Raw genomic sequence first — 21,225 nt, 5'->3', positions numbered from 1 at the left:
TCAGATCGCCGGCCCCTCGCCGGGCTCCGGCCCGGTGGTGGTGGGCTCGCGGCCCCCGCGGGCGCGGACGTACAGCCCGACCGAGAGCGCGCCGAGGCCGAGCAGGAAGATCAGGAAGTTCAGGAGGTCGCCGAGGAACGGGATCCGCACGAGCAGCGCGGCCCCGGCGAGGCCGACGACGAGCGCGAGCCAGCGGTTGTCGACGTCGGCGTACGAGAGCAGCCACGCGGCGACGGCGAACCGGCCGTAGACGATCCCGACCCAGACGAGGAAGCCGAACGCGAGCGCGACGGCGAGGGCGACGGGGATGCCGACGATGGTGATCGCGAGCGCCGCGATCAGGAGCGGGACGCCCACGAGCACGCCGAGGCCGGCCAGCCCCGTCCGCAGCGGCTCCGTCGCGACGCGGTCCGCCACGCCGGCGGAGAACCGCGGGAACACCGCGAGCAGCGCCGCGCCGAGCAACAGGTTCAGCACGAACGCGTAGACGGCGACGACCCACCCGGCGAACGGCTGGAGCGTCGGTGCGATCTCCATGCCCAGCGTCGAGTCCTCGGTGATCCCGCCGGCGACCGCGTCGGTGTTCCCCCGGAGGTCGCCGCCGTACCGGAGGTCGCCGCCGACCGACGCCGACTCGCCGAGGGTGATCGTCTCGGCGCCGATCGTCGCGTCGCCCGCGAGTTCCCCCTCGATCGTTACCTGTCCGGCGCCGACCTCGAACGCCCCGCCGACGACGGCGTCCTCGCCGATCAGGACGTTGCCCGCTCCGGCGCTCACGCCGCCCTCGACGGTCCCGGTGATTTCGAGGTTCCCCGTCGCGACGGAGACGTCGCCGCCGACGTCCCCGCGAACGTAGACGTTGCCCGCCAGGGCGGAGACGTCGCCGGTGACGGTGCCGTCGACGATCACCGTCCCGGCGACGACGCTGACCTCGTCGACCGTCTCTCCCTCCGCGACGACGACGGTCCCGCCGACGCCGGATTCCGACTGGGCGAGGGCCGCCCCTGGAAGGCTTCCGAGGACGACGACCGCCGTCAGAACGACCACGAGGAGTCGGCGTCGGGACACGTCGATCGGGTTCGAACGATCGTTCGCGGAACGCATGTCCCCTTCCACGTCGACGACGCTGATATACTATACCGTGGCAGCCCCCTCGCATCGGTGACGGTCACGCGTACCGTTCCGACGCGGCGTCGACGGCGTGTCAGTCCCCGTCGTACGCCGCGTCGAAGAACGCGGCCTCCAGGTCGACCGTCCGGTCGAAGATGGCGGCGACCCGCGCCTGGCGCTCGGGCGCGAGTCGCGGCCCGTACGCGTCGAGCTGGTCGCACAGCCACCCCGTGTACTCCTCGAACGCGTCCACGACGTGGTCGCCGCCGGTGAGCACGGCCAGCGAGTCCGACAGCCGTCCCATCTCGTCCATCGTGTGGGCCTGGCTCGCGGCCAGGGCCGTCACGCGGGCGCCGACTTCGAGGAACTGGTAATCCTGGACGAGGTAGCGCGCGAACGTATCGTCGTCGAGCGTTCCGGACCGGTACTCCTCGACGAACCGGTGGCGGGTCGCGTCGGTCCAGGCCGACCGGTCGCGGAGCCACTCGCTAAACGGACCGTCTCGATCGGGGTCGTACGCGGACCGGTCGTGGATCGTCGCGTCGCTCACGCGTCCCACCCCTCCCGCGTGTAGCACATCTCCCAGAACGCGTGTTCGAGCCGCGCGCTCGTCAGGAACGCCTCGCGCATCGCCTCGCGTTCGCCGGGGTTTCGCCCGGCGCAGTCGTCGACGAGGTCGCGCATCCAGTCGACGGCCTCGTGGAACTCCTCGCTGGTGTACTTCTCGACGAACGGCGTGTAGCGGTGCTCCTCCGTCGCTCGCTCGGCCATGTGCTCGGCGACGTCGAGGTACCCCTGCCCGCAGGGATAGATCGCAGCGGCGATCTCCGGTAACGTGCCCTCGTGGGCGGTCCGCACGAGGAAGTTCGTGTAGGCGACGCAGGTCGGCGCCTTCTCGGTGGATTCCAGTTCCTCCCGCGAGATGCCGTAGTCGGCCGCGAACTCCCGGTGGAGGTCCATCTCGTAATCGAGGACCGTGTGGGCCACGTTCAGCAGGCCGGCCATCGTCTCCTCGTCGCGGGCCTTCGTTCCCGCGATCGCGAACGTACGAGCGTAGTCGAGCAGGTACCGGTAGTCCTGTTCGACCCAGTGGCGGAACGCTTCCGGGTCGAGCGTCCCGTCCGCTAATTCGGTGACGAACGGGTGGTCGTACTGCGCCTCCCAGATGTCGCTTCCCTCGGCGAGGAGTTCGTCGCTGAAACTCATGCGGTCGATCGTACGGCGGGGCGGGTGATATACGTTAGTGGTATTACCGGGTTGTGCCAGCGGCGCGAAACGGGACCGCGAAACGAGGCCCGCACCGTGTCGTCGTACACGACCGCCGGCGAGTCGCCTCGCGGACTGCGGACCGCAGTCCGCGGACCGATTGGAATCGTCCTTCGGTCGTTTTATCTTGCGTCCGGCCGTTTCGACGCGTATGAGCGAGGCCGACGCCGAGGCGCCGGAGCCGACATCGGGTCGCACCGAGGTCTGGATCGAGAAGTACCGACCGGAGCGGCTCGACGACGTCAAGGGCCACGAGAACATCGTCCCGCGGCTGAAGCGGTACGTCGAGCGCGACGAGTTGCCCCACCTCATGTTCGCGGGTCCGGCCGGCGTCGGGAAGACCGCGTCGGCCGTCGCCGTCGCCCGCGAAATCTACGGCGACGACTGGCGGGAGAACTTCCTCGAACTCAACGCCTCCGACCAGCGCGGCATCGACGTCGTCCGCGACCGGATCAAGAACTTCGCGCGCTCGTCGTTCGGCGGCTACGACTACCGGATCATCTTCCTAGACGAGGCCGACGCGCTGACGAGCGACGCCCAGTCGGCCCTGCGCCGGACGATGGAGCAGTTCTCGCACAACACCCGCTTTATCCTCTCGTGTAACTACTCCAGCCAGATCATCGACCCCATCCAGTCGCGGTGTGCCGTCTTTCGATTCACGCAACTGTCCGACGAGGCCGTCGAAGCGCAGGTGCGCGAAATCGCCGCCGAGGAGGGGATCGAACTGACCGACGACGGCGTCGACGCGCTCGTCTACGCCGCCGCCGGCGACATGCGCAAGGCGATCAACGGGCTGCAGGCCGCCGCCGTCATGGGCGAGGTCGTCGACGAGGAGGCCGTCTTCTCGATCACCTCGACCGCCCGCCCCGAGGAGGTCGAGGAGATGGTCGAGCGCGCCATCGACGGCGACTTCACGGCCGCCCGCGCCACCCTCGAGACGTTGCTGTCCGACCGCGGCCTCGCCGGCGGCGACGTCATCGACCAGCTTCACCGCTCGGCCTGGGAGTTCGACCTCGACGACACGGCGACGGTCCGCCTGCTCGAACGCCTCGGCGAGGTCGACTACCGGATCACCGAGGGCGCGAACGAGCGCCTCCAACTGGAGGCGATGCTGGCGGCGCTGGCGCTCGAAAACGAGTGAGTCAGCGGTCGGTCCGCGACTCCCGATCCCCCTCTCGATCCCCGTTCTCACCCGCATCCGCCTCGTCCGCGACGGTCACCCCGGAGACCTCGAAGCGGGCGCCGCCGCCCTCGCTCTCCGCGACGCGCACCTCCCAGCCGTGGGCGTCGGCGATGCGCGAGACGACGGTCAGCCCGTAGCCGGTGCCGTCGCTCGCGGTCGTGTAGCCGAACTCGAAGATGGACTCGCGCTCGCCCGCGGGGACGCCCGGGCCGTCGTCGGCGACGTAGAAGCCGTCGCCGGTCGCGCCGACGGTCACCGTGACGCCCTCGCCGCCGTGTTCGACCGCGTTCCCGAGCAAGGTTTCGAGAACGTCGACCAGCCGCGTCTCGTCGGTCTCGAAGACGACGTCGGCGTCGGGGGCGAGGCGGAGGTCCGCGCCGTCGGCCTCGACGGTACACCACGCCCGCTCGGCGGCGTCGCGCAGCGAGACGGGTTCGGCCGCGGCGGTCGCGTCGCCGCGGCGCGCGAGCGACAGCAGGGCGTCGATCAGTTCGCCCATCCGCTCGTGGGCGCGGTCGACCTCATCGAGGTGGTCGTCGTCGCCGGTCTCGCGGGCGAGTTCGAGGTAGCCGCGGGCGACGTTCAGCGGGTTGCGCAGGTCGTGACTGACGATGCTCGCGAACTCGTCGAGACGCTCGTTTTGCGCGGCGAGTTCGCGCTCGCGGCGCTTCTGGTCGGTGATGTCGGCGTAGATGGAGAACCCCTCGACGCTGCGCTCGCCGACGGCGACCGGGACGACGTTGATCAGGAAGTCCCGGTCGCCGTCGGCGGTCATCCGCCGGCCCACCGTCTGGAGGGGTTCGCCCGCCTGCAGAGTCTCGTTGAGCCTCTTTGCCTCCTCGTCGGCGCCCGCCGGGACGACGTACTCGTCGATGTTCTCGCCGACGACCGTCTCGCGGTCGTAGCCGAACACCGCCTCGAAGGTGTCGTTGACGTCGCGGACGATCGGTTCGCCGTCGACGAACTCGTACCGGACGGTCGGCTCGGGGACGTTCTCGAACAGCGCCGAGAGGCGGTCGCGCTCGGAGACGAGTTCGGCCTCGGCCCGCGAGCGCGCGAGCGCCTCCGTGACGTGCGAACAGAGCAACTCGGCGAGTTCGAGGTCGCTCTCGTCGAAGGCGTCGACCTCCGTCGAGATCGCCTGAAAGACGCCGTACTCCCCGATCGGGACGGTCAGACACGAGCGGTACCCGGCGCGGCGGTCGTGGGTCCAGGGGTCGGTCTCGGCGTCGCCGACGAGGAAGGAGTCGCCGGTGCGGTAGCTCTCGCCCATGAGGCCGTAGTCGAGCGACAGCGGTTCCTCGGTCTCCCGGACCGGCCACGTCGACCGACCGCGCGGGACGAACCGGCCGTCCTCGACGAGGCCGAGGTAGCAGACGTCCAGTTCGAGGATCTCCTCGGCGACGTCGACGGTCAGGTCGAACACCTCCGACTCCGAGTCGGCCCCCGCGAGCGCGACGGCCCCCTTGTGGAGTGTCGCGACCGTCCGCCGGCGCTCGCGGAGGCGCTCTTCGAGGCGGATCCGCCCGAGGGTCTCCTCGACGTGTGCGGCCAGAATCTCCGCGAGTTCGAGGTCGCGCACGTCGTAGGCGGCCGGCGCGGCCGAGATCGCCTGAAAGACGCCGTACTCCCCGATCGGGACGCTCAGACACGAGCGCAATCGCTCGTCGACGGGGGTCGCGCGCTCGTCGGCGCGGACGTCGTCGACGAGGAGCGACTCCCCGGTCCGGAACGTCTCGCCGGCGATCCCCTCGTCGGTCGGCAGTTCGCGTGCTGTCTCGTCGATCGCCCCGCTCGCGGAGACCGCCCGGGGGACGAGCCACTCGCCGTCGCCGCGCTCCTCGACGGTCGCGATCGACGAGGAGTCGAACGCGAGGACGGCGTCGGCGGCCTCGATCGCGAGGTCGAACAGGTGGTCCTCGTCCCGGCAGGCGACGATCCGGGTCGCCATCTCGTGGAGCCGGGTGACCTTCGAGGGACTGTCCCGCCCGGCCGCCGGCGCGCTCGCGGCGGCGTCCCGGCAGACCCACTCGACCTCGTCGGCGAGGTGTTCGACCGCGCCGGCGGCGTCGCGCCGGACGTAGCCGTCGACGCCGTCGGTCGCCCGGGCCGCTCCGGGGCCGTACGACGAGTCCGCGTAGAGCACCAGCGGCGTCCCCTCGCAGGCGTCGACCACTTCGAGCAACCCCACGCCGGCCGTCGACGTCGGCGTCTCGGCGAAGACGACGCAGTCGACCGCCGGCGCCCGCGCACGGATCGCCGCGAGGTCGGCCGCGGCGTCGACCGCGAACTCGGGCGCGACCCGTTCGAGAGCGGCCGCTCCCGTCGCTGCGTCCGGGGCGACTGCGGCGACGTAGAGAACGGTTCGCGTTCCGGTCATGTGCTGTCGAGGCCCGACCGCGACGGTCGGGCCCCGCGGTACCGTATCCAATATCCAGCCATCCGTTATAAGAATTTGCCGCTGGCGCGACCGCGTGCGGCGGTCACGCGTTCAGCGACCAGATGGCGTAGTTCAGGACGGTCGCGAAGCCGACCCACGCGAGGTAGGGGACCAGCAGCGCGCCCGCCCGGCGGTCGACGCGGGCGAAGGCCGCGACCGTCGCCGCGACCAGCACGAACAGGACGGCGATCACCCCGAGCGCCGCCAGCGGCGCCTGCAAGGCGAAGAAGGCTGGCGTCCACGCGACGTTGAACGCCATCTGCAGGACGAACAGGCCGACCGCGAGGCGGACGGGGCCGCGGTCGAGGCCGCGCCGGACGACGAGGTAGAGTGCGAGCCCCATCAGGCTGAACAGGACCGTCCAGACGACGCCGAACAGCCACCCGGGCGGGTAGAACGCGGGTTTTTCGAGCGCGCGAAACCACGCCGTGTCGGGGCCGCCGATCAGCGCCGGCACGGCGCCGACGACGTTGACGGCGACGACGAACGCGAGGGCCGTGAGGGCGTCCGGGAGGCGCCCCGTCGGTTCGTTCGTCTGCGTCGAGGATTCCATACTCCCCCGTTGGTCACGAGGACGGTAATTCGTATCGCCTACAGCGGACCGGTCGCGTCACGTCCGCTCGCCCGCGACGAGGCCGGATCGGCCGCTCGGCAGGCGAAACGCCCGCCCGGGAGTCCGAATCCCGGAACTGTTTTACCCGCTGCACGGCCAACACCACGTAACAATGAGCGAACTGGAGGAGGAGTACCGCCTCGACTATTTCGAGGAGGAGGGGTTCGTCCGCAAGGAGTGTCCCTCCTGTGGCGCGCACTTCTGGACGCGCGACCACGACCGGGAAACCTGCGGGGAACCCCCCTGCGACGACTACGAGTTCATCGACAATCCGGGCTTCGACGAGGAGTACACCTTAGAGGAGATGCGCGAGGCGTTCCTCTCCTTTTTCGAGGCGAACGACCACGAGCGCATCGAGCCCTACCCCGTCGCCGCGAACCGCTGGCGCGACGACGTCCTGTTGACCCAGGCGTCGATCTACGACTTCCAGCCGCTGGTGACGTCGGGCCGGACGCCGCCGCCGGCGAACCCGCTGTGTATCAGCCAGCCCTGCATCCGGATGCAGGACATCGACAACGTCGGCAAGACGGGTCGGCACACGATGGCCTTCGAGATGATGGCCCACCACGCGTTCAACACGCGCGAGGACGCCGACGAGGAGTACGCCTACGAGGGCGAGGTCTACTGGAAGGACGAGACCGTCCGCTACTGCGACGAGTTCTTCGCCTCGCTGGGCGTCGACCTCGATGAAGTGATCTACATCGAGGACCCGTGGGTCGGCGGCGGTAACGCCGGGCCCGCCATCGAGGTCATCTTCCGCGGGGTCGAACTCGCCACGCTGGTCTTCATGTCCATGGAGCAAGACCCCGACGGCGAGTTCGAGATGAAAGACGGGAACCGCTACTCGTACATGGACACCTACATCGTCGACACCGGCTACGGCCTCGAACGGTGGACGTGGGTGTCCCAGGGGACCCCGACCGTGTACGAGGCGGTCTACCCCGACATGATCGCCTTCCTCAAGGAGAACGCGGGGCTCGAACACTCCGCGGAGGAGGCCGAACTCGTCCACCGCGCGGCGAAACTCGCGGGGTACATGGACATCGACGAGGCCGAGGACATGGAGACCGCCCGCGGCGACATCGCCGCGGAACTCGACGTCGACCGCGGGGAACTCGAGACGCTGATGGTGCCCCTCGAGTCGATCTACGCCATCGCCGACCACTGTCGCACCCTCGCGTACATGCTCGGCGACGGCATCGTCCCCTCGAACGTCGGGACGGGCTACCTCGCGCGGATGGTGCTCCGGCGGACGAAGCGGCTCTGTGACACGGTCGGCGTCGACGCGCCGCTGGACGAACTCGTCGACATGCAGGCAGAGCGCCTCGACTACGAGAACCGCGACACGATCCGCGACGTCGTCCGCACGGAGGTCGAGAAGTACCGCGAGACGCTCGAACGCGGCGGCCGCCGCGTCGAGGCCCTCGCCGAGGAGTACGCCGAGCGCGAGGAGCCGATCCCGACGGCGGAACTGATCGAACTCTACGACAGCCACGGCATCCAGCCGGACATGGTCGAGGAGATCGCCGCCGAACACGGCGCCGACGTCGAGGTGCCGGACGACTTCTACAGCCTCGTCGCCGAGCGCCACGACGCCGACGAGGCGCTCGAAACCGCCACGGAGGACGAGGACGAGCGCTTCGACGACCTCCCCGAGACGGAGAAACTCTACTACGACGACCAGCAGCGCACGGAGTTCGAGGCGGTCGTCCTCGACGTCTTCGAGCGCGAAGACGGCTACGACGTCGTCTTGGACCAGACGATGTTCTACCCCGAGGGCGGCGGTCAGCCGGCCGACCGGGGGACGCTCGCGACCGACGAGACGACCGTCGAGGTACGCGACGTCCAGATCGAGGACGACGTCATCCTCCACCGGACCGACGAGAACCCCGGGAAAGGCGAGTTCGTCAGGGGGAAGATCGACGCCGGCCGTCGGCGTCAGTTGATGCGCCACCACACGGCGACCCACGTCGTCATCCACTCCGCCCGGCAGGTGCTCGGCGAGCACGTCCGGCAGGCCGGCGCCCAGAAGGGCGTCGACAGTTCGCGGATCGACCTGCGCCACTACGAGCGCATCTCCCGCGAGCAGGTCAAGGAGATCGAGCGCGTCGCAAACGGCATCGTGATGGAGAACACGACGGTCACCCAGGAGTGGCCCCACCGCCACGAGGCCGAGGCCGAGCACGGCTTCGACCTCTACCAGGGGGGTATCCCGCCGGGGACCAACATCCGGCTGATCCACGTCGCCGAGGACGTGCAGGCCTGCGGGGGCACCCACGTCGCGCGCACCGGCGACATCGGCGCGATCAAGGTCCGCTCGACCGAGCGCGTCCAGGACGGCGTCGAGCGCATCACGTTCGCCGCCGGCGAGGCCGCGATCGACGCCACCCAGCGCACGGAGGACGCCCTCTACGAGGCCGCGGAGACCCTCGACGTCTCCCCCGAGGAGGTCCCCGACACCGCCGAGCGCTTCTTCGAGGAGTGGAAGGCCCGCGGCAAGGAGATCGAGGACCTCAAAGAGCAACTCGCCGCGGCCCGCGCGGGCGGCGGCGCTGGCGGCGAGGAGGTCGACGTCGGCGACGCGACCGCGGTCGTCCAGCGCATCGACGCCGACATGGACGAACTCCGCGCGACCGCCAACGCCCTCGTCGAGGACGGCAAGATCGCCGTCCTCGGAAGCGGCGCCGACGGCGCGCAGTTCGTCGTCGCCGTCCCCGACGGCGCGGGCGTCAACGCCGGCGAGGTCGTCGGCGAACTCGCCGCGAAGGTCGGCGGCGGCGGGGGCGGCCCCCCGGACTTCGCTCAGGGCGGGGGCCCCGACGCGGACGCCCTCGACGACGCGCTCGACGACGCCCCGGACGTGCTCCGGCAGGTGCTCGACGCCTGATCGGCGCTTCAGAACGTTTATCCGACGCTCGCCGCACCGTCGAGTAGATGTCGCTCCGTCGCCACCTGCTGTGCGTGTTCGTCCCCCGGGCGCTCGCGACGGTCGCGGCGCTCGCCGGCCTCGCGCTCCCGTGGACGCGGGTGAACCCGGAGGCCGAGGTCGTCCCCGACGTCTACCTCGCGGGGATGGGCGCGGGCGTCGAGACGGTCGGGGCGTTCGCGCTCCCCGTCCTCCTGGTCCTCCTGCTCGCGCCGGCGCTCGTCGCGGTCGTCGGCCGCGCGGCCCCGCACGTGCTGGCGGCGGTCACGGCGCTGTGTGGCCTCCTTCTCGCGCTCGTGGCGGCGTCGCACGGCCTCGCGCTGTCGACCCGGTGGGGGTCGACGTTCGTCCCCGCCGTCGGCGCGTACCTGACCGCGGGGGTCGGCCTCGCCGTCTGCGCGTGGGCCGCCGTCGAGTGGCGCTACCTCGACGACGCGGCGGCGATCCGTCGCCGCCTCGCGGGGTCGGACGGCGAGGAGTGAGCGCCCGCGGCGGGCGCGTTCGTTCTCGGCGCGTGAGACGGGCCGACAGTCCTATGTATCTTGGCAACAAGTCGCACGATTGCCTGTCACTGGGTAGGGGTACCCGAGACGGGCCGACTTCGCGGCCGCGCCCGGTACGTAGAGCGGGTCCGTCCGGGCGCGCGTCGATTTTCACGCGTCGAGCAGTGCGCTCGCCGCGTCGCCGACGGCGTCCGCGGCGTCGGCCGGCGCGTAGACGCCGAACCGCCACTGGGCGCGCTGGGCCGCCTGCAACCCCTCGACCAGCGGCGACTGCTCGCGGAGGCGACGCACCTCGCCGCCGACGACGACTCGCGTCTCCGTCTCGGGCATGCTCGGGCGGCCGGGGCAGTCGATCACCACCGCGCGCCCGTCGACGCCCGCCTCCGCGGCGACCTCGCGTTCGAGGGCGCGGACCTCCTCGTGGTCGGCGTCGAGCAGCCACGCGGGGACGGCGTCGAGTTCGGCCCAGACCGCGCGCTTGTACAGCCGACGCTCGGCGAGTCGCGCCGCGACGTCGGCGGTCGCCTCGCACTCTCGCAGCGCCGCCAGCAACTCGGCGTCGGTCATCCGGGCGAAGCGCTCGGCGTCGAGGCCGGTCGCGTCGAGCAGGGCCTCGGCGGCGCGTTCGAGCATCGAGCCGGCGATCCGGGAGACGTGGTGGCGGTAGACGGTGGCGTTCATCAGCGCCCGCGCGACCAGCAGGCTCTCGGCGGTGGCGACGTTGCCCTCTCCCAGCACGAGGTCGTCGTCGACGAACCGGAGCGCACGGACCAGCCGCCCGGGGTCGACGGTGCCGTACGGCACCCCCGTGTGGTGGGCGTCGCGGACGAGGTAGTCGGTGCGGTCGACGTCGAGGTCGCCCGAGACCAGCTGGCCGAACCGGCCCTCGCCGGCGATCAGGTCGGCGACGGCCCCCGCGTCGACGCCGTGGGATTCGAGGACGGCCGCGAGTTCGCCGTCGGCGAGCAGGTGGTCGACGTCGTCGTGGTGGCGGCCGAGGCGGCGCTCGATGACGCCCTCGGTCTGGTGGCCGTACGGGCCGTGGCCGACGTCGTGCAACAGGGCGGCCGCGCCGACGGCGTCCGCGCGCGCGCCGTCGACCCCGAGGCCGTCGAGGACCCGCCGGGCGAGGTGGTAGACGCCGAGGCTGTGCTCGAAGCGGGTGTGGTTCGCCGAGGGGTAGACGAGTCGGACCGTCGAGAGCTGTTTGACGTGGCGGAGCCGCTGGACCGCCGCGGTGTCGAGGAGGTCGCGGGCGACGCCGTCGACCTCGACGTAGCCGTGGACGGCGTCCTTGATCGCTCGCATACCCCCACTCTCTGCGCCCGGGCCAAAGTCGATGCGGTCGGGGTCGGGAACCACAAGAGCCGTATACGAGTGACAGAATGCCGAGGGTATGCGTCGCCCGCTCGTCTCCCGCCCCTACGTCGGCGCGTGGGTCGTCCTCCTCTGGACGGTCGCCGTCGGCCAGCGGACCTACCGGTACTTCTTCGGGGTCGACCCCTCCCTGTCGCTCGCCGGCCCCCCGTGGGAGTGGCTCTCCGTCGTCCGCAGCGCCCCCGACGACCGCCTCGGGGTGAACTACTACGTCTACCACTACGCCGCCGAGGCCGCCCTCGCCGGCGAGGACTTCTACAACGCGCCGCCGCCCGGCGAGACCGACTTCTACACCTTCCTCTACCCGCCGATCACCGTCCTCGGCTACGTCCCGTTTACCGCCCTCGAACCGTTCCACGGCTACCTCGTCCACACCGCGCTCACGCTCGTCGCCTGCGCCGTCGCGACGGCCGTCCTCGTGCGCTACCTCGACGGCCACGACGTGGCCCTCGGCTGGATCGACGTCGGCGCCGTCTTCCTCTTTATCGTCGCCGGCACCCACTCGACCGGGACGATCCACTTCGGGAACGTCAACCTGTTGCTCGCCGCGGCGATCCTCGGCGGCTTCGTCGCGCTCGAACGCGGCCGCGAGACCCTCGGCGGTGCCCTGTTCGGCGTCGTCGCGCTGGTGAAGGTGTTCCCGACGCTGCTGGGCTTCTACCTGCTGCGGATCCGCTCGTGGCGAGGGGTCGCGGGCGCGGTCGGCGTCGGCGGCGGCGGCCTGCTCGCGAGCGTCGTCGTCTTCGGCCCCGACACCCTCCGCCGGTTCTTCGTCGACGTCCTGCTCCCGCGGGGCGAGACCGCGGCCTTCGTCGGCGGCTACGCGCCCGACGACACCTACTACGTGACGATCCAGCGCCCGCTCTCGCACGTGATCTGGACGCTCTCCCCCGACGCGCCGGCGACCCTGCTGCCGGTCGCCGCCCTCGCCGTCCTCGCGCCGGTCGTCGGCTACTGCTACCTCGACGTCGACGACTGGGTCGACCGCCTCGTGGCCGCCCACGCGACGCTCGTCGCGACGATCGTCTTCAAGCCGGCGCTGCGGTGGTACCTCGTCTTCGCCGTCGTCACGTGGGTCGCCCTGCTGTACGTCTGGCACGACGAACCCGACTCGCCGAAACGCGGCGGCGCGATCCTCGCCGGCCTCGGGGTGCTGGCGGGCGCCTACCTCTGGAACCCGGCGGCCGTCTGGTCGCACCCGGTCCTCGTCGTCGGCTTCGCCGGCGCGTTCTTCGTCGGCCTCTACGCCTGGTACGGCGACCCCGTCGGGCCGACGTTCGTCCTCGGCGGCCTCGTCGCGAGCGTCACCACCTCCCCCGACTCGCTGCTGTCGCGGGCGGCGTCCTACCCCGAACCGCTGGCGACGCTGCTCGAACCGCTGTACGCCGTCGGGACGATGCAGCTGTACGGCCTCCTGCTCACGCTCGGCGCCTGCGTCCTCTACAAGAGCCGACAGGGGGTCGGCGTCGCCTCCCTCCTCCGGGCGGCCCGGACGCTGCGCCGGGACCTCGACGCCGGCGCGCGCACCCTCAGGGAGCGCGTCGCCTGAAACCGAAACCGTCGCCTTCCGCCGGCCCGTTGGCTCGCGTATGCCCACTGCGACGAACGGCTCCGTCTCGCTGCACTACGAGCGTGCGGGCTCGGGCGACACCGTCGTCTTCGTCCCCGAGGCCGGCCTCGGCGGCTGGTCGTGGGGCTGGCAACACGCCGCGCTGACCGGCCCGTTCGAGACGGTCGTCTGGGACCTCCGGGGGACCGGCCGCTCGGACGCCCCGACGGGGCCGTACGACCTCGGGATGCTCGTCGCCGACTTCGAGGCCGTTCTCGCCGACTGCGGGGCACGGACCGCCCACGTCGTCGGCGCCGGCCTCGGCGGGGTCCTCGCCCTGGAGGCCGCCCGGCGGACGAACCGCGTCGAGACCCTGGCGCTGTTCGGGACCGCCGCCCGCGGCGACGCCTTCGACCTCGACCCGCTGTTCGCCCCGCCGGACGACCCCGACGCGCTCGCCGACTCGCTCGCGGCCGGCCTCTCCCCGGCGTTCCGGGCCGAACAGCCCGACGTCTGCGAGGGAATCGTCGACTGGCGCGCCGACGGCGACGCCGACCGCGAGGGGTGGGAAGCGCAGGTCGCCGCCCTCGACGGCTACGACGCGACTCGCGACCTCGTCGCGGTGACCCGGCCGACGCTCGTCTTCCACGGCACCGCCGACGCGGTCGTCCCCGTCGACGCCGGCCGCGACCTCGCCGGCGGCCTGCCACGCGGCGAGTTCGAACCGCTGGCGGGCGCCGGCCACCTCGCGTTCGTCGAGCGCTCCCGGCCCGTCAACGACCGCCTGCTGGGCTTTCTCGAGGCCCACGCCGACGACGACTGACCGACCCGACGGACCCCGGAAACTACCTTCCCCTCCGTGGTAGCCCCCGGCGTGACCCTCTCGCTCGAACGCCGGGCGGCCCGCTGGGGCGACCGGACGGCGGTCGTCGACGTCTCGGAGGGGCGGCTCTGCGCGCCCGCGGAGACGATCGACGCCGACCGCGTCTCCTACGACGACCTCTCGACGGCCGCCGCGGGCGTCGCGGCGCGACTCGCGGGCCGCGGGATCGACGCGGGCGACACGGTCTGCGTCTGCACGCGCGACCGCGTCGCGGCGCTCGCGACGCTGTTCGCCTGCCGCCGCCTCGGCGCCACGTTCGCCCCGGTCTCCCACCGGCTGACCCCCGCCACCGTCTCCCGGCCACTCGACGCACTCGACCCCGACCTCGTCGTCTACGAACCGGCCCAGCGCGACCTCGTGCGCGACCTGCCGCCCGCGCGGACGTCCGGGTTCGGCGACCTCGACGACGTCGACCCGGAATCGGTCGACTCGCCGTCGCCCGCCGACTCGGGGCCGCTGCTGGCGCTCCACGGCGAACCCGGGACGCCCGTCGTCGCGTTCTCGGCCGAGGCGGTCGAGCGAAACTGCGTCGCCGCCGTCGCGACGTGGGGGTTCGGCCCCGACGACGTCGCGATGCCGTTCGTCCCGCTGTCGACCCCGGACGGCCTCCTGCGGGCGGCGCTGCCGACGCTGTACGTCGGCGGCACCGTCCTGCTCGACCGCGCGTTCGACCCCGGCGACGCGCTGACGGCCGTCGGCCGCGAGGGCGCGACCGTCCTCGTCGGCCGGGCCGCCGCGTTTCGCGACCTCGCGGCCGAGGGTCCCGGCGACGACCTCGGGAGCGTCGCGTGGGGCGTCTGCGAGGCGCCGCTGCCCGAGGCGGTTCGCAACCCGTACCTCGAACGGGGGGTCCCGCTCGTCCGCGCGTACGGCCGGGTCGAGTGCCCGACCGCGTGCTGCCAGTCGCGGGCCGCCTGCGACCGCGAGGGCGTCGGCCGGCCGATCCTCGACTGCGAGGCGCGACTGGTCGACGACGGCGAACTCCGCGAGGGCGCCGCGGAGGGGACGCTCGAACTGTCCGGGCCGGTGCTCGCGGACGGCTACGTCGAAGGCGGAGACGCGGCCGACGAGCGAGTCGAGACGGCCGAGGTGGCGGAAGGACGGACGGCCGGCGACGTGGCGGCGGCGTCGGCGGGTGAGCGACCCGCGGGCGCGTTCGTCGACGGCCGGTTCGACACCGGCGAGCGGTTCCGGCGGGACGAACGGGGTGAGTACCGCCGGGCGTGACGCGTCGTCGCGTCGAAGCCGCGGCTCCCGGACCGCGGCGCGGGCGAGGGCGGGGCCCGCGTCGGTCGCAAAGCCTATCGGCTTCGAGCGGACACCATTCGCCAATGGATCGGCTGCGCATCGCCGTCCTGAACGCCTCACACCGGGACGCGAACACGACGCGGAACTTCCGGCGCGAACTCGACGCCTCCCTCGCGGAGTTCGACGTCACGAGCGGCCACCTCCCCGACGGCTTCGCGTTCGACGCCGCGGTCGTCACGGGTTCGCGCTCGTCGGTCTACTGGGACGAGCCGTGGATCCCGCGGACGAAGGCGTGGGTCGCCGAGGCCGTCGACCGCGGGCTCCCCTTCCTCGGGATCTGCTGGGGCCACCAGCTACTCGCGGACGTCCTCGGTGGCACCGTCGAGGACATGGGCGCCTACGAGGTCGGTTACAGCGCGATCGAGCACACGGGCGAGTCGCGGCTGTTCGCGGGGATCGACCGCGAGTTCACCGCCTTCACGAGCCACTCCGACGCGGTCTCGGCCCTGCCGCCGGGCGCAGAACCGCTGGCCGAGAACGAGTACTCGAACCACGGCTTCCGCAAGGACCGGGTCTTCGGCGTCCAGTTTCACCCCGAGTACGACCCGAAGACCGCCCGCGACCTCGTCCACGAGAAGGAACTGTCCGACGAGCGCCGCGAGTCCGTCCTCGCGGAGATCACCGACGAGAACTACGCGGCGGCCTGCGAGGCGAAACTCGTCTTCGACAACTTCGTGGCGTACGTCCGCGAGGTACGCGAGGAGGGGGACGGCACGACGGCGGCGGGCGGGGACGCGGCGACGTGATCGACTCGGTTCCCGTTCCAGCGGAACTATTTTCCGAGTAGACGTACGACGACCGGCCTCTCAGTTTCACCGACGCGAGTACGATCGCGCTCGTCGAAGGCTACGGGATCGACGCCGTGCTCAGCTTCGACGACGACTTCGACGGGATCGTCGACCGGATCGATCCCGAGACGCTCTAGACCGTCGCCGTCTCTTCCGCGAGTCCGGCTTCCTCCGTCGCGTCGATCGCCTCGACGATCAGTTCTGCGACGTCGACGACCTCGATCTCCTCCTCGAAGCCGCCGGTCTTGCGGCCGTCCTCGTACATCGTCATGCACATCGGGCAGGCGACGACGAACTTCTCGACCGCGGCGCCGGCGTCGGTGTCCTCCAGAGCCTCGCGCAGGCGCTCCTCGCTGGGCTTTGGCTCTTCCTCGAAGTCCATCCAGAGGCCGCCCCCGCCGCCGCCACAGCAAAACGAGTCGGCGCGGTTGCGCGGCATCTCCGAGAGTTCACAGCCGGTCGCCCGGATCAACTCGCGCGGGGCCTCGTACTCGTCGTTGTACCGGCCGAGGTGACAGGGGTCGTGGTAGGTGACGGTGTAGTCGAGTTCGTCGCCGTTCAGGTCGAGTTTCCCCTCGGTGACGAGTTCCTCGACGGCCTGCGTCCAGTGGAGCACGTCGACCTCGCCGTCTTCGTTCCAGTGCTCGTCGTACTCGAAGGGCATCATCGGGTCGTCGGCGAACTCCTCGAAGTCGACCTCCGGGTACTCGTTCTCGAACGTGTTGTACGAGTGGGGGTCGGTACAGACGATCTTCTCGAACTCGCAGGCCTCGAAGGACTCGACGTGGTGGCCCGCCAGTTCGAGGTAGAGGAACTCCTCGCCGACCCGGCGGATGTCGTTGCCGTCGTACTTCTCGTCCTCGAAGAGGATGCCGAAGCTGACGTCGGCCTCCTTCAGAATGGCCGCCAGCGAGCGGGCGACCTTCTTGTTGCGCTCGTCGTAGCTCGGGAAGTCGCCGACGTACCAGAGGTACTCGACTTCCTCCTCGCGGGCGTCGGGGACGTCGAACCCGAGTTCGTCGGTCCAGTCGCCCCGGTTGCGCGCGGGGTCGCCGAAGGTGTTGCCGTTCTGCATGACGTTCTGGAAGACCTCCTGCATGCTCGACTGGACGTCGCCCTGGTCGACCAGCTGGCGGTTCATCCGCGTGAAGGAGTTGAGGTGTTCGATCTCGACCGGGCAGGCGTCCATGCAGGCCATACAGGCCATGCAGGATTCCATCGTCCCGGCGTCGATCACCGAGGTGCCGCCGTCGGCGACGATCGGCTGGGGCTCGCTCCCGTCGGCGTCGCGGTCCTCGCGGTAGCGCTTGAGGTCGAGGATGACGTTGCGGGGGTCGAGCGGTCGGTCGGAGGCCTTCGCGGGGCAGACGGCCGAACACCGGCCGCACTTGGTGCAGGCGTCCTGGTCGAGCAGTTCCTTCCAGGTGAAGTCGTCGATGGACTCGGCGTTGGTCGCGTCGAGGTCGGCGGGGACGCCCGGGAGCCGCCGGCCGGCCTTCTCGTCGCGGGTGACGACGTTCGCGAACGACGAGAGCATGTGGAACGGCTTGGCGTAGGGGATCCACGCGACGAAGAAGAGCGCGAGCAGCGAGTGAGACCACCAGCCCCACCAGTGTAGCGAGGCCGCGAGCGACTGCTCGACGCCCGCCGCCTCCAGGGTCATCGCGATGCCCCAGCCGACGAAGCTGACGATCTCCCACTCGGGGTAGCCGTTTCCGAGGATGCGGACCCCTTCGAGCAGGAAGCCCCCGACGCCGAGGGCGAACAGCGTCCAGACGAACAGGTCGTCCTCGAAGGAGGTGTGCCGGCCCCACAGGCGGTGGTTGCGGACCCAGTAGCGGCGGTAGATCGCCATCCCGAGGCCGACGACGAACAGCAGCCCCATCGCGTCGACGACGAACTGGTAGGCGACGTAGAAGTCACCGACCCAGAACGAGTCGCGGCCCAGCGCCTTCGTCCAGACGTCCATGTCGAACGCGAGGATGCTCGTCGCGATGAACAGGGTCAGAAAGCCCCAGAGGATAAAGGAGTGCATCAACCCGCCGTAGAGGTCGCGGTTGAACTGCTTCTCGTTCGAGAGGACGATCTTCGCCGCGTCGACGATCCGGTCCCCGAGGTCGTCGAGGCGGTCGAAGGGGTCCTCGTCGCCCTCGGCGTACCGGGAAAACCGGGCGTAGAGGCCGTAGAGGAAGACGACGATGGCGACGGCGGCGAGGTAGTAAAAGAGCACCTCGCCCTCGCTGCTGATCCCCCAGAACGTATCTCGCGACGGTTGGTCCCCCGCTTGCACCAGGACGTTCATGTTCTATCACCGGTCGACGGGTCACTTAACTCTTGTCACGCTCCGCCAGACCGATCCCGGTGCCGTCTTTCGAGAATCTTCGTTCGGTTGTGAGTTTACGCGCGCCGATTCCGCCCGGTTCCACCCGACGCTATCTGGCAACAGGGTTAAATAGTCGCCCATCGCCAGTGTCCATCCATGGACGAAAAAACGCAGGAGCTTCGCGACATCTTCACCAGCGTGACCGACGGAGAGGAGACGGTCACCGAATCACAGGAGGACACGCGCGGTTCCCTCGAGAAGGACGAGCGGACCGTCGAGGAACGTCTCGAACGCGTGGTCGCGCGGATGCGCGAGCGATACGGCTTCGAGACGCCGCTGTCGGACGGGGAGTTGATCGCCGTCGCGAAGGGGTTCTACGACGACCGCACCGACGCGGAACTGGCCGCCGACCTCGGCGTCGACGAGGCGGACGTCTTCGAGGCGCGGATGGCGCTGCACCTCGTGAGCGAGGCCGACGCCGACGAGGTCGACCTCGTCGCCATCCGCGCCCGCGACGAGGACGACGCGACGCTCGCGGCGGAGTACGACGTCTCCGAGGCGCAGATCCGGCGCTACCGGCGGGTCGCCGCGGCGAAAGACGAGTCGCGGGCGGCCAACGACCGCTACCGCGACGAGTTCGACAGCATCCTCGGCGACTCCGAACTCGCCTCGCGGATGGCGACCGACGTCCGCGAGGACGGGCTGGAGGACGCCACCGAGGGGATGGAGACCGACGTCTCGTTCTAACCTTTTTATTCGAAGCCGCGGCCAGAGGGGCCGTGTCTCGCGTTCGCTTCAGCGACCTCCGGACGGCCGCCTACTGCCCGCGGAAGTGCTACTACGTCCGCCGCGACGACGACCGGGAGCCCCCGCCCGCCGTGGAGCGAACGCGCGCGCTCGCGGACCGGTACGAGGACCTCCTCGCGGCCGACGACGACGCCCTCGCCGCCGAACCGGTCGCGCTCGACCCCGCCGCCTACCGCGCGGCCCTCGCGCGCACCCGCGAGCGCCTCCGGCGTGCCGGCCGCTGGGACGCCATCCGCGATCCGGCCGCCAGCGGCGTCCTCGCGACCGGCCGTCACTGCCGCGGCATCGTCCACAAGGTGCTCGCCGACCCGCTCGAACCGTCGGTCGTCTCCGCCGGTCGGCCCCCGGAGCGCGGCGTCTGGGAGCCCCAGTCCGTCGTCGCCGTCGCGGCGGCGAAGGCCCTCGCGTGGGAGCGCGAGACGCCGGTCGAGGGCGCGTGGGTCGAGTACCCGGCCTACGGCGCGATCCGACGGGTCGACCTGACGACCCGGCGCAAGGCGCGGTACCGCCGCGCGCTGCGGACCGTCCGGGAACTCGACGGCCCGCCCCCGCGGACGACGAACCGCTCGAAGTGCGAGGCCTGCGAGTACGCCACCGAGTGTGGCGTCCGCACCCGGACGCTGCGCTCGCTGCTCGGGTTCGACTGACCTCACCCCTCGCGTTCGAGCCAGCGTTCGATCTCGCCGGCCTGTGCGCCCCGGCGGTGGATCGTCCCCTCGGAGACGTCGACGACGGTGCTCTCGGTGCCCGCGGTCTCGCCCCCGTCGAGGACGACCGCGCTGGCCTCGCGGACCTCGGGGTCGAGGTCGTCGGGGCGTCGGACGCTCGGCCTGCCGCTGACGTTCGCGCTGGTCGCCGTGATCGGCCGGTCGGCCCGCTCGCAGAGCGCCAGCGCCGCCTCGTGGTCGGGGACGCGGACGCCGACGCGGTCCCGGCCCGCCGTGAGGACGTCGGGGACGTCCTCGCGCCGACGACAGAGGACGGTGACGGGCCCGGGGAGGAACGTCGCCATGAACCGCCGCTCGCGGTCGCTCGCGCGGACGTGCTCGAGCGCCGCCGGTACCGAGGGGGCGGCGAGCGAGACCGGGTTCGACCGGTCCCGCCCCTTCGCCTCGAAGACCCGCTCGACGGCGTCGGGATCGAGCGCGTCCGCGCCGAGGCCGTAGACGGTCTCGGTCGGGTAGACGACCAGTGCCCCCTCGCGGATCGCCGCGGCCGCGCGTTCGAGGTCGCTCATGTCTCGCGTATGGGCGTGTCGCGGGCAAAAACGTACCGTCTCCGCCGGTTACGCGAGTCCGAGACGCTCCTCCATGTCGTCGTAGTCGGGGAACTCGGGCCACTCGGTGGCGACCCAGACGTCCTCGACGGTGCGCTCCTCGTCGACGGCGACGAACGCGAGGCGGGGTTCTGCGACGCCGGCCATCCCGTCGAGGTCGTGGGCGATGCCGTAGGCGTCGGCGACGCCGTTTGCGGGGTCGGCGAAGATGGCCACGGGGTACTCGTTCTCGTCGAGGAACTGCGAGACGGCGTACGGCGTCGAGGCGGTGACGCCGACGACGGTCGCGTCGCGGTCGTCCCAGCCGCGCTCGACGAGTTCGTCCCAGACGTACTTGCCGACGAACGACCCGATCATCGGGGTGAAGACGAGGATCGTCCGGCCGTCGTCGGTCAGGGCCGCGAGCGAGCGGTCCTCCCAGAACTCGTCGGTCACGAGCGGCCGGGTGAAGTCGGGGGCCTCCGCGCCCGGTTCGGGGGCGTCGGCCGGGCCGAGGTCGACGACGTCGAACTCGGGCATCAGGCCACACCTCCGTCGCCGTAGGTCGCGTCGAGGTAGTCGACGATGTTCGCGCTCTCGGCCATCGTGACGCCGGTTCGCTCGTCGACGATGACGGGCACCGTGCGGACGCCGGCGACGCGCTTGACGACGTCCCGGCGCGAGTGGTGCGGTTCGACGAACCGCGAGCGGTACGCGAGGTCGTACTCCCGGAGGCGGCGCGCGACGCGCTCGCAGAACGGGCACGCCTGCAACCGGTAGAACGTGATCTGGGGGTCCGTCTCTCCCATGTACGGCGCCTATGGGGGCGTCCCCCGAAAGGGTATTGTTGTCGGCAGCGCGGGGGCCGGTCGACGGTCGGCGTTCACAACAGTT

19 protein-coding genes and 1 pseudogene are annotated in these 21,225 nt (G+C 71.1%); 10 read left to right on the top strand and 10 right to left on the bottom strand.

Annotation, left to right across the window (positions count from 1 at the left end; genetic code table 11):
• From NKG98_RS12515 to tenA, 3 genes are all read right to left on the bottom strand, one after another.
• The gene (locus NKG98_RS12515; RefSeq protein WP_254766255.1) at positions 1–1,104 is read right to left on the bottom strand and encodes a bactofilin family protein; all 1,104 of its coding nucleotides are present in this window, start codon (positions 1,102–1,104) and stop codon (positions 1–3) included.
• 100 nt (positions 1,105–1,204) lie between these two features.
• Positions 1,205–1,660: a TenA family protein gene (locus tag NKG98_RS12510; protein WP_254766254.1), complete on the bottom strand. Its 456-nt coding sequence runs from the start codon at positions 1,658–1,660 to the stop codon at positions 1,205–1,207.
• Entirely contained in the window at positions 1,657–2,316 is a 660-nt protein-coding gene (gene tenA, locus NKG98_RS12505) for a thiaminase II (protein WP_254766253.1), read from the bottom strand. Before tenA ends, NKG98_RS12510 begins: the two co-directional genes overlap by 4 nt.
• Positions 2,317–2,527: 211 nt before the next feature.
• Here tenA and NKG98_RS12500 point away from each other — a divergent pair, with 211 nt between their 5' ends.
• The gene (locus tag NKG98_RS12500) at positions 2,528–3,517 is read left to right on the top strand and encodes a replication factor C small subunit (RefSeq protein WP_254766252.1); all 990 of its coding nucleotides are present in this window, start codon (positions 2,528–2,530) and stop codon (positions 3,515–3,517) included.
• 1 nt (position 3,518) lies between these two features.
• Here NKG98_RS12500 and NKG98_RS12495 read toward each other — a convergent pair whose 3' ends face one another.
• Positions 3,519–5,939: a GAF domain-containing protein gene (locus NKG98_RS12495; protein ID WP_254766251.1), complete on the bottom strand. Its 2,421-nt coding sequence runs from the start codon at positions 5,937–5,939 to the stop codon at positions 3,519–3,521.
• Positions 5,940–6,042: 103 nt separating this feature from the next.
• Positions 6,043–6,552, bottom strand: coding sequence for a TspO/MBR family protein (locus NKG98_RS12490; RefSeq protein WP_254766250.1), 510 nt, complete (start codon positions 6,550–6,552; stop codon positions 6,043–6,045).
• A gap of 172 nt (positions 6,553–6,724) precedes the next feature.
• On the opposite strand from NKG98_RS12490, the gene alaS reads away from it, so the two are divergent.
• Both alaS and NKG98_RS12480 read left to right on the top strand, forming a co-directional pair.
• On the top strand, positions 6,725–9,499 hold the full coding sequence (gene alaS, locus NKG98_RS12485) for an alanine--tRNA ligase (protein WP_254766249.1): 2,775 nt from the start codon (positions 6,725–6,727) through the stop codon (positions 9,497–9,499).
• A gap of 47 nt (positions 9,500–9,546) precedes the next feature.
• Positions 9,547–10,020 carry a hypothetical protein gene (locus NKG98_RS12480; RefSeq protein ID WP_254766248.1) on the top strand — a complete coding sequence of 158 codons (474 nt, stop codon included), beginning with the start codon at positions 9,547–9,549 and terminating at the stop codon, positions 10,018–10,020.
• A 171-nt stretch (positions 10,021–10,191) separates the two neighbouring features.
• On the opposite strand, the gene NKG98_RS12475 is transcribed toward NKG98_RS12480, so the two are convergent.
• Positions 10,192–11,349: an HD domain-containing protein gene (locus tag NKG98_RS12475; protein WP_254766247.1), complete on the bottom strand. Its 1,158-nt coding sequence runs from the start codon at positions 11,347–11,349 to the stop codon at positions 10,192–10,194.
• A gap of 88 nt (positions 11,350–11,437) precedes the next feature.
• Between NKG98_RS12475 and NKG98_RS12470 the strand changes: the two genes are divergently transcribed.
• The 5 genes and pseudogenes from NKG98_RS12470 to NKG98_RS12450 form a co-directional block, all read left to right on the top strand.
• A complete protein-coding gene (locus NKG98_RS12470; protein WP_254766246.1) occupies positions 11,438–12,967 on the top strand; it encodes a glycosyltransferase family 87 protein in 1,530 nt (509 codons plus the stop codon).
• Between the two features lie 40 nt (positions 12,968–13,007).
• Positions 13,008–13,790 (top strand): alpha/beta fold hydrolase, encoded by a 783-nt coding sequence (locus NKG98_RS12465; protein ID WP_254766245.1) that lies wholly within the window; start codon positions 13,008–13,010, stop codon positions 13,788–13,790.
• Positions 13,791–13,826: 36 nt separating this feature from the next.
• Entirely contained in the window at positions 13,827–15,077 is a 1,251-nt protein-coding gene (locus NKG98_RS12460; RefSeq protein WP_254766244.1) for an AMP-binding protein, read from the top strand.
• Between the two features lie 104 nt (positions 15,078–15,181).
• Positions 15,182–15,904, top strand: a complete 723-nt coding sequence (locus NKG98_RS12455) for a type 1 glutamine amidotransferase (protein ID WP_254766243.1) — start codon at positions 15,182–15,184, stop codon at positions 15,902–15,904.
• Positions 15,905–15,948: 44 nt separating this feature from the next.
• Positions 15,949–16,083: pseudogene (locus tag NKG98_RS12450) on the top strand (type II toxin-antitoxin system VapC family toxin); the annotation flags it as partial.
• Here NKG98_RS12450 and NKG98_RS12445 read toward each other — a convergent pair.
• Positions 16,080–18,248 carry a heterodisulfide reductase-related iron-sulfur binding cluster gene (locus tag NKG98_RS12445; RefSeq protein WP_254766242.1) on the bottom strand — a complete coding sequence of 723 codons (2,169 nt, stop codon included), beginning with the start codon at positions 18,246–18,248 and terminating at the stop codon, positions 16,080–16,082. The pseudogene NKG98_RS12450 and the gene NKG98_RS12445 overlap by 4 nt on opposite strands.
• 177 nt (positions 18,249–18,425) lie before the next feature.
• On the opposite strand from NKG98_RS12445, the gene NKG98_RS12440 reads away from it, so the two are divergent.
• Positions 18,426–19,016 (top strand): conditioned medium-induced protein 4, encoded by a 591-nt coding sequence (locus tag NKG98_RS12440; RefSeq protein ID WP_254766241.1) that lies wholly within the window; start codon positions 18,426–18,428, stop codon positions 19,014–19,016.
• Positions 19,017–19,048: 32 nt separating this feature from the next.
• Positions 19,049–19,723, top strand: coding sequence for a CRISPR-associated protein Cas4 (locus tag NKG98_RS12435; protein WP_254766240.1), 675 nt, complete (start codon positions 19,049–19,051; stop codon positions 19,721–19,723).
• Positions 19,724–19,725: 2 nt separating this feature from the next.
• Here the strand turns inward: NKG98_RS12435 and NKG98_RS12430 are convergent, their stop codons facing one another.
• From NKG98_RS12430 to NKG98_RS12420, 3 genes are read right to left on the bottom strand one after another with little or no spacing between them, the layout of a single operon-like run.
• Positions 19,726–20,313 carry an L-threonylcarbamoyladenylate synthase gene (locus NKG98_RS12430; protein ID WP_254766239.1) on the bottom strand — a complete coding sequence of 196 codons (588 nt, stop codon included), beginning with the start codon at positions 20,311–20,313 and terminating at the stop codon, positions 19,726–19,728.
• Positions 20,314–20,361: 48 nt separating this feature from the next.
• Positions 20,362–20,871 carry a redoxin domain-containing protein gene (locus tag NKG98_RS12425; protein WP_254766238.1) on the bottom strand — a complete coding sequence of 170 codons (510 nt, stop codon included), beginning with the start codon at positions 20,869–20,871 and terminating at the stop codon, positions 20,362–20,364.
• Complete coding sequence (locus tag NKG98_RS12420; protein ID WP_254766237.1) at positions 20,871–21,140, bottom strand: glutathione S-transferase N-terminal domain-containing protein; 270 nt, start codon at positions 21,138–21,140, stop codon at positions 20,871–20,873. The genes NKG98_RS12425 and NKG98_RS12420 overlap by 1 nt, the downstream gene beginning before the upstream one ends.
• Positions 21,141–21,225: the final 85 nt, after the last annotated feature.

It is taken from the genome of Salinilacihabitans rarus (assembly GCF_024296665.1).
Taxonomy (GTDB): Archaea; Halobacteriota; Halobacteria; order Halobacteriales; family Natrialbaceae; genus Salinilacihabitans; species Salinilacihabitans rarus.
Note: the sequence above shows the minus strand (reverse complement) of the source record. Positions and strands in the feature narration are given on the sequence as shown.